We start from the raw sequence: 15,733 nt of genomic DNA on the forward strand, positions 1-15,733 counted from the left end.
CTACGTTATTTGCGCGTATTAGTTAATCAGTTCGTTTGTATTGTTTACTAAGCGTCTTATCGCTTCTTTTAAGGTCGCCCCAGAGACCAGTTTAAAGTTTTGTGTTTCTGATGGCATAACGTTTCTGCCGTCTTGCACTACCCACAGACCTTCGCTGTAAATACCACCTAAGTTGGCGTTGGTAGCTTCCAGCCCATCGGTTTCGGATACGCCATCAATCCCATTATTTACATCGGCAGTGATTTGTATAAGCCCTGTATATGTCAGTTGGCCGGTGTTTTCTGTGTTAATCGCGTAGATTGCATAGCTGTTATTCCCCTGGCTAGATGCGATCAGATATTTTTGTTCATCAACGGTAAATAGCGCCAACCCCTCAATATCCGCTTCAACTGGCGGTGTGATTGCTGCAATAAATGTAGGTGTATTATCAGTAGAGCTGATATCTAGCGCCCAAACACCAGCAGCTTCCTCACCGAGGTAAGCGGTGTTTGTTTGCGTATCTACCACGCAACCTTCAGGCTGCGAAGGAAGAGAAAACGACTGGCTTAACTTTCCTTCCACTACCTTGTTTTCGCCGATTAATAGTTTGTATCGCTCGAAGCGACCACTGGTATCGTTCGCAAACACATGAGCTATACCGTCATCAACATAGAGGCACATACCGTAAATGTCGCTAAGCGTTGTTTTGATCTCGCCTAAATGGGTGAGGTTGCCGTTTTTATCTATATCAAAAACAGACAAACTGTTGTGTGAGCGGTTTGAAGCAACAGCAATGTCGGTAAACCTTTTATCGCCAACGCTGTTCATACTGTTTACGGCAACCTTGTATCCAACGTCGACGTTATTAACTCTCCCGACGGCTAGGCTTTGATGCTGCTTACCTAAAAGATCATAGGTATTCAACGCGCCTTTTTTATCAGTGCCCACTATGCGGCTTTGCGAAGGGGTCTGTGCGTTCACCCAAATAGCAGGGTCATCAGCCGCATCTCCAAAGTTTTGCACAGGCTGCGTTTCAGCTGATGGGAAAACATTGGCTGTAGAATGCTTGGAAAAGTCACCATTATTGCTTGTACCTGTTTCGTTTTCTTTAGAAAGACACCCATCGTTAAAATAAGCGTCAGACAACTTACTAGGCAGTTCTGCCGCATAAACGTTACCCGATGCGTCATCGTCTACGATTAGCGAAATACGTGGCTCTATCCCACGTGAAGATACTGCCAAGTGAATAAATTCAGGCTCAATGGTTTCAGCTATTCCATTTGTGTCTTGCACCAAAGTTATGAACTCAGCATGACATTGATTTTGTAGCCATACTCCGCTTTTATCTGGGCTAACCCAGCCAACAAGGCTACTGTTTAAATGTGAGATGTTGTTCGACACAGTGCTCACGCCTTCAACCGGCGTATCTGCGTCATGAAAAATAAGCGTTTTTTCTAACTCACTTTCAATGTGAGCATCAATCTTCCAAACCCCAGCAAACTCATCCGCCAAATAGATGTTTTGCGTCTTAAGATCGACACTACAGCTTTTGATTCCTGGGCCTATGGCAAAATTACGAAGCGGTAAAAACTGGTCATTGTGCAGTTCATACTGGTTGAGGGTGCCAGTGGCATCAACATTGACGATATGGGGCGTTCCGCTAGCACTAGTGGCTGCGCATAGTGCTTCTGAGCCTTTAGTCGGTTGGCTAAGTCGTTGTTCCTTATCTAGTGTATCAACAGACAAGCGATAAACTTCTATATGTTGCGTGTTGTTATTAAACACTACCAAAGACACCCATTGCTTATTTTCTGAGGTAATTACTTCGGCGTGTGCAAGCGCAAAGCTGCCCTCGATAAATTGAGTTTTACCTAGGCGGTTAGTTAGCGAAATGCCTTCATACTCGTTTATTTGAAGGTTAATAGCTTGGGTGTCTTCGTAAGAATGACTTTTTTCTGATGGCTTTACTTCAAGCGTGTCGTTGCCATGGGTGTCACTATAAGTCCGTGTTACTTCAAGCGTGTCAATGCCATGGGTGTCATTGTAAGTTCGTGACTCAGGCTCTGAGGTTTTTGTGCTGTTAGCCTGGGTGTCTTTATAAGTGTGATCATTGCTTTGGTAATAGAGCGTTTGTTCAAAACCTTTTTTAAGGTGTGTAAGCGTAAGTACAGTAACTGTGGACGCGACTTCAGTCTTCGAGGCTGTCGTATCTTGCGCTGCACAGCTAAAGAGTGCGGTTAAAGTGCCGGTAAAAACGGCGGTCTTTGCTAATGCGCGGTGTAGCACTTTTGTTTTTTGATTATCCATTGTCATTATTGATCCTGAATCGTGGTCGTCGAAGACGCCTTACTGGCTTTATTCATTGTGTGGGTGTAAATCGTCTTCCCATTGTGATCGATGTAATTAAGGAAGATGTTTTTAGCTGTAACGCTCACACTGACAAAGCCGCCCGTCGATTTTGCGAATTGTGTAAAGTCGTAATTACCAACCGGACGCACTTCTGAGCCGCCACCGGATACAACGTGCACCAGGTCATCCCCGGGTAATTGATTGTGCTGAAGATCGTGCTCGTGCCCCGCAATATAAAGGTTCACGCCATGGTTGTGAAAAATGGGCTCTAATACGTCTTTGATAGCTTCTGTTTTGCCATAGCGTTTACCACTTGAATAAAGTGGATGATGTCCAATGACAACTTTCCAGGTGTATTGCTCTTTAGCCAACATAGTATTTATCCAAGCAAGCTGCTCGGATGCCCCTTGTGAATACGCTTTTTGATATTTAGTTTCATCTGCATAGTCGGGGTTTAGCGGAGACGTATCGATAAATAACAAGAGTGCTGAGCTTCCATCGTCAAGCTTTAACGTCTTACTGTAATACCGCGCCGGCATTTCCCAACGTCGACTCTTAGTGCTGTAATCTATTTGCGCCTGCCAGTTACCTCGATAGTCATGGTTACCCAGCACAGGGTACCAGTCGATGAATAAATGAGGTTGATGATAAATGTTTTCGTAAGAAGACAGCCAGTAAGGGTCGTCAATTGACGCAATGCCATTATCGTAGAAGTTATCGCCGGTGGTTGCGATAAATTCGGCATCTAATTGGTAGCTTGCAATATCTAGCCATTTAGCAACGTGTTTTTGATAAAAGTGACCGTTGCGGCCCCAGTCACCTAACGTTAAAAAAGAAATCGCGTCATCCGGTACCGATAAACCTTCAATCGTGGTGTGCGCATAGTAACTATTTGAATACTGCTCGTTGGTAGCCTTCGCATTTTCAATAGCTACGTTAGTTCTTGCCGCGGAATGAGCGGGGCTTGTTTGCTCTGCCTTTACAAACTCTGAAGTAAGGCTGCAAGTGAAACAAAACGCAACCGCAAACAAGGTTGCGAATGTTGGCTTTGTGGTAGGGAGAAATGTGGGTAAACCGTGCATGAAAGACTCTCAAAAGCAGATGACGCAAGCCCCATGATAGAAGCTTGCGAACATCTGAACATTAACAACAAATAAAAGTGACTAGTTAAGCTGCCAAGTAAAACCTAGCTCGAAGGTACGGCCATACTCTTCGTACTGCGCGTTTTGACTACGCGTATCAAAGTAGTTATAGAAAGGCTCGTCACCTAGGTTAATGCCGTTGAAATACACCTGCATGCTGTCGTTAATGTAATAACGGGCCATGAAATCAATCTGTACGTGGTCATCTTCAAATCTCAACATATCACCATCAATTTCTTCAAAGTTTTCACTTTTATACGTGGTGGCAAGACGTACGCTGAAATCATTCGCTTCGTAACCAATGGTTAAGTTACTAATGCGATCTGATTGGTTAGGTAACTGAGTTTCGAACGTTTCGCCATCTAAGAATGTGGTGGCCTCAGAGTCGGTGAACGTTGCGTTGGCAGATACAATAAACCCGTTATTGAAGGCTTTGACCCAAGAAAGTTCCAAACCAGTTAAGTCAGCAGAGTCGCCATTAATTGGCTGAATAACTTCTTCAAAGCCTTCCCAGCCGGTGGTACCTGCAACATCTGCGTACACAACAAAGTTGTCGATATTCTTATAGAACAATCCTGCTGAAATTACACCAATGTCACCAGGGTAGTATTCAAGTGACAAGTCAACATTTTGCGCTTCATAAGGCTGAAGCTCTGGGTTCCCCACTTCTGCCTCACGTTCCGTAACGAATACGCCATCGTCTTCTTCGGTTTTACTTTCGATAATTTGAAACGCAGCCACATCTTCAAATTTTGGACGTGAAATGGTTTGCGTGTAGGCAGCACGAAGCTGTAGCTTATCAGAAAACGTATATCTGGCGTTTACACTCGGTAGCCAATAGTCATAATCGCGCTCAGCTTCCCATGGTGTGTTGACCACTTCTTCTACATCGGTTTGTTCGTTTTCAACAAGCTCTACGCGCATGCCTGACGTTGAAAAGTCGGTACGCTCATAGCGAACACCGGCGACCAAGTGAAGCTTTTCAATATCAACGCTGCCCATCACGTAGGCGGCAAAAATATCTTCTTCATTTACATATGTGGCACCGCGAGATTCAACTTCTGAATTAAGGCTGTCTACTTCAAGGCTGGAGCGGTTATCGTTAAAGTAGCTGCGCATAACGCCGCGATTAAGCCCTGGACCGAAGTCACCGAGTGCATACTCTGGGCTAGCAGTACCAAACTGAGAGGCATCTAGCCCGTCAAAGTCACCATCAAAAATCGTGATGCTGCTGTCTCTGTCTTTTTCTCGGCTGCGGTATTTTGAACCGAATTTGAATTCACCAATGTATCCACCCAGGTTAACAGGGCGTGATGCGTCAAATTTAATACTGGTTTCGGTATCTTTGGTGTAGTTATCTTCAAAACTGATTTCATCTACTTCATAGGTAGATAAGTCCATGGCATCAGCGTTTTGCGACACTGTTGGGCGCATGGTGTTTAAATCAGCGTTAATGCTGTCGTTTTCTGTTTTAAATACATAGTACAAAGCGTCTGGTTCGTCTTCATCAGACTTTGCATAGCCAAGTTGCCAGTTTGCTCTCCACGTCTCTAACTGATGCTCACCACCTAGTGCCACAGTAAAGATACTTTGGCTTTCGTAACGATCTTTACTTTCTCTTTCTATTTCCGAGTCTTCACCGTCAAAAGTGAAAATGTTGCCCTGACGGTATTCGTCATCAGAAAATTCACTATATAGTGTGCGAAGGAAATACTGGTTGTTGAAGTCGGGACGAAAATCAATGTTCAGCGCACTACCTAAACGTTCGCGAGTGATTGTGTAGTCGCGTTGCTCAAGCTCGTCATCACCATTGCTTTCAACGTTATCCGAACCAAAGTCTCTGTCAAAGTAAGAGATAGCGCCGGCAACACCCCACTCAGATGAAAGCTTTTTAGTAAAGGTACCGGACAGCTTTGGACTGGTTTTATCCACTAAATCATTTTGACTTGCTTGAACGGTAACGCTTGCAGTATCACGGGCTTTATCAAAGGCGCTTACGCTTTTAACCGCCACCGAGCCACCAATGGCGTCGCCGTCCATATCTGGTGTAACAGATTTCGATACTTCTAATGTTTGGATGAGTTCAGATGGAATAACGTCAAGGGCAACAGAGCGCACGCCAGACTCTGGAGAAGGAATATTCAAACCGTTGATGGTTACGTTATTGAGGTTGGGGTCGATACCGCGAATTCCTACAAAGCGACCTTCGCCTTGGTCACGTTCTATAGAGAGCCCGGGCAGACGTTGTAGGGATTCAGCAGCATTTTGGTCAGGAAATTGACCGATAGCGTCTGCCGAAACAATAGATGAGATACGGTCAGATACGCGCTGCTGGTTGATGGCGCTTGCTTGTCCGCTTCGTTGACCTCGCACCAAAATCTCATCAATGGTATCGCCGTTACCAAATTCGACGGCAGCGCGGGCAATACCATTGTCTGTCACGTTAATCGTTTGCGTGACGGTATCTTCACCAAGATAAGAGATTTCTAGGGTGTAGGTGCCTTCAGGAATAGAAGGAAAGCGAAACGTGCCGTCTCTGCCTGCTTCAGTGGTAAGGCCTAGCTCAATAAGTTTAATTCGTGCGCCGGCATAGCTTCGAGCCTTGGCGGCATCTTTTACTGAGCCAATAATAACACCATCAGCCGCCATAGCAGGTGAAGCAATGCTTAGGCCTAGTGCCGTAACGCAAGCAAGTGCAAGAGAAGAGTACGCGGTTTTAATTTTCATTTGTTTTCCAATCAATTAAGCAGTCAAAAGGAGTGTTTAGTAAGTGCTAAGTTAACGAGAGAGTACCCTAAGAATCCCGCATGACAGTTATATGACGATTTGATGTTTGTAAAAAGACGTACCGGTTAAAACCCTAGCGACAAGAATTTTTTGAGCTAAATTGACCCTTTCTTATGATTTTGATTTTAATGGTTTTTTTGCGAAATAAAGACAGGGGTAGAAATATTTGCCATGAAGATGTCACATTGATGAGCCAAACTGACCCTCGACACTGCGAACTTATTTAGGCAAGACTCCACGCTTCAACCTTGAAAAGTCAACGCTTCGTGGCGGCATTTGATAACGATTTTTCTGCGTTTGACTATCAAGGTCTACGCAATTTAGCGCGCTTATCAACAGCAGAACAGCTTGCAGTGTGCAAATTATTAAGAGATACCAAGAGGCATTATGTTTACCTTTACCAATAACACCCAGTTTGGACATCATAAATTGTGGCTCGCATTTACCATTAGCGTTGTCGCATTTGCTATGTGTTTATCATTTTCTGTCGGTAACGCTAAACAAAGTGCTAACATTTCAGGGTTAGATATCGTAGGGGAGGGAAGCATCGTCTTACTAACGCTTGCTTGGATACTCGCAGCACTTGCCAGCCGACCGCCAGGTAAAGTTACAAGCCTTCTTGTTTTTGGGCTGGGATTCTTCTTGTTCTCGGCTACCTTAGATTTTTTGGATGAGTTTTTACATTACCCTGAAAGTGCGCATTGGATAAGCATGATTGAGTCTTATCCTGCAGCCGTTGGCATGGTGGTTATGACAGCTGCCCTTTACCAGTGGCATCTTGAACAGAGAGCGCTCAATTTGCAGCTAAGACGCCGTGAATGGGACTATCGCGATCATGACAAAATTGACCCGATAACCCAGCTTTATCGAGCAGAATACTGGAAAGAACAAATTCACAAGCTCCAGCAAGTTAATAAAACCGCTGTGCTCGCCATCATAGATATCAACAATTTCTCCGTGTTTAATCAGCAATATGGATACGCGGAAGGAGACCGGTATCTCCACGAGATTGCCCAGCTAGTGGTAATGAACTTGCGTCAACATGACCTAGCCTGCCGCTATGCTGGCGATCGCTTTGCTATTCTTTTACCGGATGTGTCGTCGACACAGGCCGATATCATTATTAATGAGATAAAGGTCAGTATTCAGCATCTCGCTTTCAGACACAATTTAAACGCTAATGCGATTTATACGACGGCCCGAAGTACACGCGTAACGCTGTTGCCCAATCAGAAGCTTTCCGCAGTCTTAAACGCAATGCTTTTTGAACTTGAACGGCCCCAAAAAAGCGCCGCGTAATCGACAATATAATGAATAAAAAAACGAAATTTAGCGCAGTAAAGACCAGATGGAATTGAGCGTACCAAGTTTTACCGTAGGAGCGACACCGTCATTACTCGATGACGGCAGCGATACACATTGTGAGAACAAGAAGCGTTCGTCTGAGCTAGCTTCAATGGATGTTGACGTAAAACGCAATGCTGGTATGGGGGGCTCTGCAAAAAACACAGCAAAAGACTCAGTAAAAAACACTACAAAAGATAATGTCGATGCATTTTGCGTGGATGTCTTTGTTAGTTCTGATGTTGTGCAGTCAATACACGATAAGGTCATTGCGGGTTATTGGCTGGTTAAGGCTGTACTTGACGTTTCAATTACCCGTGGCGCGAACAAAAACAAGTTGTTCAGGGGCACAGGTATTTTTGAAGACACGCTGCAGCCTAATTCTTTGATCAGTATTAAACAATACCAGTCGCTACTTGCCAATGTTCAAAGTCAAACAAAAGGCGCAGACGTCAGCTTTCTACTGGGCAATGCGTTAGCCTCTCAGTGGTTGCGCAGCCCTTTACACGTTTTGCAAACCTGCGATACGCTGCAGGAACTGCTGACTCACCTTGTACAGCATCAGGCATTTCGTTGGAGCAGTATGCCCTTATGTCAATATCAGCGCTTTGATATTCACGGTAAGATAATTTTGGTCCCTCTGTTCACCCCGGCCAATGTGAAAATGGCACAGTTTGTGAGCGAAATAGGATTTGCCACCTTAATTGCACTTTTAAAAGGCATCGGTAAACAACGCGTTCCGGCTTCTTTTTCTTTTACCTGCCCTCGGCCAAAAAATATCGCTGATTTTGAAACCCATTTAGGGCTTAAACTTACCTTTAATTGTCCAGTCAGCAGCATTAGTTTTGAAAAAAGCGCGTTACATGAATCACTGTCAGCGTCTATTGATAGTGCATCGGATATGACCAATGAGCCTGCATTAGCAACGCATGCTGGCCTCACACTTTCCCCACTTATCTCACTTCCTGACTATGTAAGAAGTCATGTTTACCAATCGATAAGATCGGGGCATTCGGGCAGTGCTCTGCCCGAGCTTGCCGAAAAGTTAACCATTAGCCCAGCTACACTCAAGCGCAAGTTGAAAGAGTTTAATACCAGCTATCGTCAATTATCAGAAGAAGTCTGGCGCAACTACGCATTGATTTTGCTGTCTGTATATAAAGCCAATAACGAAGAGGCGGCCAGTAAAATGGGTATCAACGATTTACCTAATTTTCGCCGTACAATTAAGCGGCTAACGGGCAAAACCCCGAGTGAGCTAAGACTCTTAAACACGTAACTTGTGTAAACCCGAGTAATTCCCTTTTCAATAGCGCTAAAAACTTTTATCCTCTCCCGCTTATGTTTTTTTACGTTTTTAAATTATGAAAGACGCAATGTTCATTGCGCTATATTATTGACGTAAAAAATTGACGTAAAATCCGCTAAGGCTGCAGCAAACCATGCGTGTAAAGGTCTTAAGTGCTTAGATTGTCTGTTTATTTGCGATCCAGAAAGGCCAAATCCAAGACGGCACCGTTGTCGCTAATCAATTGTAGATAAGTATAAAATCAAAAGAGAGTTTTCCTGTGCGCGAAAATAACGCTACTTCACCACCTTCTGTATTGCCCAATGCGATGGGTCTAACGCCAATACTGCTTTTCGTGGTTCTTGTTGTCGTTACTGGGATCACTACGAACGACATTACAGCAATGCCAATTTTAGTGGCGTTTTTTATAAGCGCTGGGTATGGCTTGTGTTTAAATCCGAAAGGAAAAAAGATTAGCTTCTCTGAAAAAGTTCAGACTTTTTGTAAAGGGGGCGGTGATAAAAATATTATTCTGTTGGTGCTCATATTCCTATTGGCTGGCGCGTTTTATGCGGTAACCATTGATATTGGTGCACGAGATGCCACGGTGAATATGGCGCTGCAATTTGTGCCCTCGGCACTGATATTGCCAGGCCTGTTTTTGATTTGCTGTTTTATATCATTCTCTATGGGCACGTCGATGGGCACCATTACCGCGTTATCTCCTATAGGCGCGGGCCTTGCCACAAGCTTAGGTCTGCCGGTGGAAATGGCGCTAGGTATTGTCGTAGGTGGCGCTATGTTTGGTGATAACTTGTCGTTCGTGTCAGATACCACCATTGCTGCAACGCGTACCCAAGGAGTGCATCTTAAAGATAAGTTTAGGGCGAACTTAATGGTTGCCGTGCCAGCCTGCATCGTCACCATGGGGTTACTGCTTATGGTCGATGTAGACACATCAGGTATCGTTGAGGGTGGCAGCTATGATTTCTGGCGCATAGTTCCTTATTTGTGCATCATTGCTTTCGCGCTTACCGGATTTAATGTTATCAGCGTTTTGGCGGTTGGTATTGCTAGTGCCTGTGTGGTTGGATTGGTGCAAGAAAGCTTTACCATGCTTTCGATGATGCAAAGCATTCAAAAGGGGATGGGCTGGATGCAAGACTTGGCGATGATTGCTATTACCATAGGCGGCATTGTAGCGCTTATGCACGCTAATGGTGGCATTGCCTGGTTAATTGAACGTTTAACTCGCAGAGTGACGTCTAAAAAGGGTGCAGAGTTTAGTATTGCTGGTTTAGTCAGCTTTCTAGATATTACCACCGCAAACAATACTATCGCGATTGTTACCGCAGGTCCGATTGCTAAAGATTTGAATAAAAAGTACGGCGTTGACCCTCGTCGTACCGCATCGTTACTGGATATCTTTTCCTGCAGTTTTCAAGGTTTAGTGCCCTACGGAGCGCAGCTATTAAGTGCTGCCGCGGTAGTGGGGATTTCACCTTTAGCCATCACGCCTTACTGCTGGTACCCCATGCTCATATTTGTGTTTGGCGTAGCGGCGATTTGGTTTGGATTCCCCCGTTTTAAAACTCCACAAGACGATGAACTAACCCAAAGCGCTTAAAATCACGTAACGCTTAACACACTAGCTTTTTAGGGCGGTATCTTCTAGGATCACCGCCCGAAATTTATTGACGTATAGAAAAACTCTGTAGGATGCAACTTTGTCTTCACCACTTGCAATAAAACCTCTCTATAACAAACTTGATGACTGCTTAAGCGCCGATAAATTTCGTCTAAAGCGCCGCATAATGCAACTTATGCAAAAAGCAAATGGCGCGTCTTTAGGTAATAAAGAGCAAGCCAAAAACGGCGGTTCGGTAAATAAAAGCACGCTTAAGCCTGCCAGTGAAGGATCACAAAACGAGAGTGTGCTTAACGAAGACAGTTTACGGGCGCAGTTTGAAAAGCTAAACGCCGATATTGAAGCATCGATAGAAAAGCGCACTTGGCGGAAGGCCAATTTACCCAAGATAGAGTACCCACCGCTGCCGGTAAGCGATAAGAAAGAAGATATCAAAGAGGCCATTGCTAATAATCAGGTAGTGATTGTTGCTGGTGAAACCGGTTCAGGTAAAACCACCCAGTTGCCAAAAATTTGCTTGGAATTAGGCCGTGGTGTTAGCGGCATGATTGCCCATACCCAGCCTAGACGATTGGCGGCGCGAAGTGTTGCTACCCGCATTGCCGAAGAGCTAAATACCCCTTTAGGTGAGAAGGTAGGTTTTAAAATTCGCTTTAGCGATCAGGTCAGTGAGCGAAGCTACGTAAAACTGATGACTGACGGTATGCTGCTTGCTGAAATGCAGCAAGATCGTTTCTTAAATCAGTACGATACTATCATAATCGATGAAGCTCACGAGCGTAGCCTTAATATCGACTTCTTACTGGGCTATTTGCGTCAGCTTTTAGATAAGCGCCCTGAGTTAAAGCTTATCATAACGTCTGCTACTATCGATCCTGAACGCTTTTCAAAGCACTTCAATAATGCGCCAATTATCGAAGTAAGCGGTCGTACTTATCCGGTAGAAATTCGCTATCACGCCCCTGAAGATATTGATGAGGACATGGACCAAAGCGATGCTATCGTCCATGCCGTTGACGAACTTATGCGCGAAGCACCAGGTGATATTTTGGTGTTTTTAAGCGGCGAGCGTGAAATCAGGGACACGCAGGATGCGCTTAGCAAGCAGCATTATCGCAATACTGAAATCGTGCCCCTTTACGCAAGGCTATCGGCTGCAGAGCAAAACCGTATTTTCCAGTCACACAGCGGCAGACGAATCGTGCTTGCTACCAACGTAGCAGAAACCTCGTTAACTGTGCCTGGTATCAAATACGTTATAGACCCAGGCTTTGCGCGTATTTCACGATACAGCGCCAGAAGCAAAGTGCAGCGCCTACCTATTGAGCCAATATCACAGGCATCAGCAAACCAGCGGGCAGGACGATGCGGCCGTGTTTCAGACGGTATTTGTATTCGTTTATACAGTGAAGACGATTATTTAGGGCGTCCAGAATTTACCGACCCTGAAATTCTGCGTACCAACTTAGCATCGGTTATTTTGCAAATGCTCGCCTTGGGCTTAGGTGATATTGCCGCTTTTCCTTTTGTTCAGCCACCGGACAATCGCAATATTAACGATGGCTTTCGCCTGCTTGAAGAAATTCAGGCAATAACTAAAGGGAAGGGCAAACAGCAAGGCAAAATGCAGCTTACTTCGTTAGGGCGCCAAGTGGCACGATTGCCTATCGACCCGCGCTATGCACGTATGGTGATTGAGGCCGAACGCACTAACGCATTAAGTGAAGTGATGGTGATAGCGGCGGGACTTTCTATCCAAGACCCTCGAGAGCGCCCGCAGGAAAAACGCCAGCAAGCAGATGAGAAACACAGTGAATACCACGACAAAGACTCTGACTTTATAAGTCTTTACAACTTGTGGGTAGCGTTCAGAGAGCAACAAAATTCGCTTAGTCAAAACCAATTACGTAAATGGTGTAAGCAGAACTTTATTAACTATCTGCGCATGCGTGAATGGCAGGACATTGTGAGCCAGCTTAAAAAATCTATCGCTGAGCTTGGTTTTGGTATTTCCAAGCAAGAAGCAGACTATCAGGCTATTCACCAAGCCATTGCCAGCGGTTTGCTGTCACACATGGGCTTTAAAGACAAAGAGCGCGAGTACATGGGGTCGCGCAATTCTCGCTTCCTTATTTTTCCTGGTTCTGGCTTATCAAAGTCCCAGCCAAAATGGGTGATGGCGGCCGAACTCGTTGAAACGTCTAAGCTCTTTGCCCGAGTAGTGGCGAAAATAGACCCTGCATGGGTTGAGCCCTTGGCCGAACACGTGGTGCAAAGAAGTTATTCAGAACCGCACTGGTCAAAAAAGCGCGGAGCGGTTATCGCGTTTGAAAAAGTTACGCTGTTTGGCCTGCCAATCGTCATGAAGCGGGCCAAGGTATACAGTCTCATCGACCCGGCAATCTGTCACGAGTTGTTTATTCGAGAGGCCTTGGTTGAAGGTAATACCAAGCTAAATTATAGCTTTTTGCAAGATAATCAGGCGTTACTTGAACAAGCGGATGAGTTTGAACAAAAGACCCGTCGGCGCGACCTCATTGTTGATGACGAGGAACTAGTTAGTTTTTACGCTAAGCGTATTCCTGTTGAAGCGAACAACGATGCTGCGTTTAAAAAATGGTTTAGACAGCACGGTAGCAATGACGGCTTAACTTTTAAAGAAGAAGACGTTTATCGTCAGCAGCCAGGTCAATCGGTAGCCAATGCTTTTCCGGATGTATGGCGTCAAGGCAACATTACTTTACCGCTGCGCTACAACTTTGAGCCCAACGCTGAAGATGATGGTGTTACCGTAGTTATTCCCCTGCCTGTGCTTAACCAAGTAGATAACGTCGGATTCGACTGGTTGGTGCTGGGGTTGAGGCACGATCTAATCGTTGGTTTAATTAAAACCTTGCCGAAACGCCTTCGCCGCAATTTTGTTCCGGCCCCCAACTTTGCAGAGGCGTGCCTAGCTGATATAAGCGAGACAGACAAGAACAACCGCCCCATACCTATACTTGATGCCGTTACCGATAAATTGCGCAAAATGACAGGAGTCGTTATTGAAAGCGAAGAGTGGAACCTGTCACAGCTTGATAAGCATTTAAAAATGCACTTCGCCGTGGTCAATGACAGCGGTGACGATATTGCCAAAGGCGATGATCTTCATGCACTCAAACAGCAGTGCGCAGGACAGGTGAAGCAAACTTTTGAGAAGGCCGCGACCCCAGAATTAGAGCGTAGCAACATAGAGCAATGGGATTTTGAAAGCTTACCTGAAACGTTCGTTCAAAAAGTCGGTGGATTTGAAGTGCAAGCTTTCCCTGCACTGGTTCAAAAAGGTGAAAAGGTCGACATTGCTCTAATTGAAGAGGCAGACAAGGCTCAAGTACTGCACAAACAGGGCGTTAATGTGTTGATTAAAAATGCCATGCCATCGCCACTTAACTACCTGCAAAGCAAGCTCCCCAATAAAGCTAAACTCGGCCTGTATTTTAATCCGTTTGGCCAGATAAAAGCGTTAATCGATGACTGCATTTTTGCTGGCATTGATGCCATAGTGACCGAGTATAGCAAAGCTAATAATACAGATATCCGCAATAAAGCTGATTTTGAAGCATGTTTAGACATTGCACGTGCGAATATCAACGACAAAGTATTAGAGATAGCACAACAGGTTGAACAAGGGTTAACCCTTGCTCACCAATGTCAAAAGCAAATGAAAGGTAATGTGCCTTTGACCATGATTAATGCGTTAGGTGATTGTAAAGCGCACTTGGCATCGTTAGTTTTCCCTGGTTTTGTTTCAGAGATTGGTGAGTCAAGGCTCGATGACTGGAACCGATATATTAAAGGACTTGCTCGCCGTCTTGAGAAATTACCTATTGATCCGAACAAAGACAGAATGCACCAGGCTACGGTAGAAAAGTCTATTAAAGAGTGGGAAAAGGCGTGTGCGAAATATCCAAAAGGTAAAGTACCTCAAGACCTGCTTGATGTGCGCTGGATGATAGAGGAGTTAAGGGTTTCTTTATTCGCCCAACAGTTGGGAACTGCTTATCCAATATCAGCCAAACGGATCACCTTGTATCTCGCTGACTTTTAGGAGCTATTCCTTCTTAATATAGCCAGTTTACCTCATTCGTTTGAATTGACTTCAAAGCAATAGGAATCAAGGGTTTTTAGTTTTGTTGAATAAATATTGAACAGTTAGATTGACAAGTTATGCGCATCCCCCTATAACAACAGATGTAGTCGTAAGCGAAGTGCTAAAAATCAGGAGAAGTAGAGATGTTGGGATACGACGATAAGCGAAATTTTTTCAGGATGATGGTAAATTCGCCGTGTCAGTTGCAAATAACTGACGATGAGTCGAGCCGGACCATGCAGGCATTGTGTAAAGATATCAGTGCTACGGGTATGTCGTTAGAGGTAGATGAACCTTCAATTGAAGTAGGTACACAAGTAAGCGTTGCGATCGAATCTTCGAGCTCACAAATACCTTCTCTAGCAGCGTTAGCAACCGTAGTACGTTGCGAGCCTGAATCAGAATCGAGCTGTATCATAGGCGTTGAAATTTCGCAGATGAAATAAAAGAGCTTCGCATATGTTTTGGCGAGGCTTTCGCTTCGCCTTCGTGATTGCCGCTATGCTACTTTTGCCTTTATGTAGTGTTGTCGTTGCGCGTCTTCGTTTCCGCGTTTAGGGAATGGCAAAATTAGGCTGTTCTATTGCAACGCTGTTCTGTTACTGCGTTGTCCTATCAAAGTAAACGTTCTTCGCTCTTCAATGAGTATCTACACTTTCATCTACTTAAACGAATAGCGCGTTTAATTTTTTCTATTTTCTAATTAATCTCTAATTGATAATAATTCTCAATATTAAGAAAGCATCCTGATTTCAACGTAAAGAGAGTTATCACTATGAAGAAAACTATAACTTTTGCCGTTATGCACTTTACCGTAGCGTTTACCGTCGCTTATTTACTTACTGGCAGCGTTGTAGTCGGTGGAGCCGTTGCGCTTGTAGAGCCATCAATTAATACGGTTGCATTTTACTTTCACGAAATGGTTTGGAAAAAGTTAGAAGCACGAAAAGAAGGGTCGTCATTTAAGGGTATGAAGCTAGGAAGCTTGCCAGACCTTCCCGAAGGGCGAGTTTAAAATGTCCGTAATCTTTGTTGTGTTACCTTGATGTAGAACCACTATACCTGCG

9 protein-coding genes are annotated in these 15,733 nt (G+C 44.6%); 6 read left to right on the forward strand and 3 right to left on the reverse strand.

Translation table 11 applies throughout. From position 1 onward, the window contains the following. Positions 1 to 18: 18 nt before the first annotated feature. The 3 genes from ACM0P2_RS08415 to ACM0P2_RS08425 all read right to left on the reverse strand — a co-directional run bounded on the left by ACM0P2_RS08415 (position 19) and on the right by ACM0P2_RS08425 (position 6,197). Positions 19 to 2,286 carry a phytase gene (locus ACM0P2_RS08415; protein WP_419227570.1) on the reverse strand — a complete coding sequence of 756 codons (2,268 nt, stop codon included), beginning with the start codon at positions 2,284 to 2,286 and terminating at the stop codon, positions 19 to 21. Positions 2,287 to 2,291: 5 nt separating this feature from the next. Continuing rightward, the gene (locus ACM0P2_RS08420; protein ID WP_419227571.1) at positions 2,292 to 3,410 is read right to left on the reverse strand and encodes a metallophosphoesterase; all 1,119 of its coding nucleotides are present in this window, start codon (positions 3,408 to 3,410) and stop codon (positions 2,292 to 2,294) included. A gap of 81 nt (positions 3,411 to 3,491) precedes the next feature. Continuing rightward, positions 3,492 to 6,197: a TonB-dependent receptor gene (locus ACM0P2_RS08425; RefSeq protein ID WP_419227572.1), complete on the reverse strand. Its 2,706-nt coding sequence runs from the start codon at positions 6,195 to 6,197 to the stop codon at positions 3,492 to 3,494. Between the two features lie 447 nt (positions 6,198 to 6,644). Between ACM0P2_RS08425 and ACM0P2_RS08430 the strand changes: the two genes are divergently transcribed. The 6 genes from ACM0P2_RS08430 (at position 6,645) to ACM0P2_RS08455 (ending at position 15,681) form a co-directional block, all read left to right on the forward strand. Beyond that, entirely contained in the window at positions 6,645 to 7,556 is a 912-nt protein-coding gene (locus tag ACM0P2_RS08430) for a diguanylate cyclase domain-containing protein (RefSeq protein ID WP_159117330.1), read from the forward strand. A 49-nt stretch (positions 7,557 to 7,605) separates the two neighbouring features. Then, positions 7,606 to 8,880 (forward strand): AraC family transcriptional regulator ligand-binding domain-containing protein, encoded by a 1,275-nt coding sequence (locus tag ACM0P2_RS08435; RefSeq protein ID WP_419227573.1) that lies wholly within the window; start codon positions 7,606 to 7,608, stop codon positions 8,878 to 8,880. A 289-nt stretch (positions 8,881 to 9,169) separates the two neighbouring features. Further along, positions 9,170 to 10,516, forward strand: a complete 1,347-nt coding sequence (locus ACM0P2_RS08440; RefSeq protein ID WP_419227574.1) for a Na+/H+ antiporter NhaC family protein — start codon at positions 9,170 to 9,172, stop codon at positions 10,514 to 10,516. A 100-nt stretch (positions 10,517 to 10,616) separates the two neighbouring features. Further along, a complete protein-coding gene (hrpA, locus tag ACM0P2_RS08445; RefSeq protein ID WP_159117333.1) occupies positions 10,617 to 14,624 on the forward strand; it encodes an ATP-dependent RNA helicase HrpA in 4,008 nt (1,335 codons plus the stop codon). A 185-nt stretch (positions 14,625 to 14,809) separates the two neighbouring features. Next, positions 14,810 to 15,112 (forward strand): PilZ domain-containing protein, encoded by a 303-nt coding sequence (locus tag ACM0P2_RS08450; RefSeq protein WP_120959722.1) that lies wholly within the window; start codon positions 14,810 to 14,812, stop codon positions 15,110 to 15,112. Positions 15,113 to 15,441: 329 nt separating this feature from the next. Continuing rightward, a complete protein-coding gene (locus tag ACM0P2_RS08455; protein WP_419227575.1) occupies positions 15,442 to 15,681 on the forward strand; it encodes a DUF2061 domain-containing protein in 240 nt (79 codons plus the stop codon). Positions 15,682 to 15,733: the final 52 nt, after the last annotated feature.

Source organism: Alteromonas sp. OM2203 (assembly GCF_048517045.1).
GTDB lineage: Bacteria > Pseudomonadota > Gammaproteobacteria > Enterobacterales > Alteromonadaceae > Alteromonas > Alteromonas gracilis.

Bases quoted from the DNA above. Each gene is read 5' to 3' on its own strand.
- ACM0P2_RS08455 (WP_419227575.1), top strand. From the start codon at position 15,442: ATGAAGAAAACTATAACTTTTGCCGTTATGCACTTTACCGTAGCGTTT.
- ACM0P2_RS08415 (WP_419227570.1), bottom strand. From the start codon at position 2,286: ATGGATAATCAAAAAACAAAAGTGCTACACCGCGCATTAGCAAAGACC.
- ACM0P2_RS08450 (WP_120959722.1), top strand. From the start codon at position 14,810: ATGTTGGGATACGACGATAAGCGAAATTTTTTCAGGATGATGGTAAAT.
- ACM0P2_RS08420 (WP_419227571.1), bottom strand. From the start codon at position 3,410: ATGCACGGTTTACCCACATTTCTCCCTACCACAAAGCCAACATTCGCA.
- ACM0P2_RS08425 (WP_419227572.1), bottom strand. From the start codon at position 6,197: ATGAAAATTAAAACCGCGTACTCTTCTCTTGCACTTGCTTGCGTTACG.
- ACM0P2_RS08435 (WP_419227573.1), top strand. From the start codon at position 7,606: ATGGAATTGAGCGTACCAAGTTTTACCGTAGGAGCGACACCGTCATTA.
- ACM0P2_RS08430 (WP_159117330.1), top strand. From the start codon at position 6,645: ATGTTTACCTTTACCAATAACACCCAGTTTGGACATCATAAATTGTGG.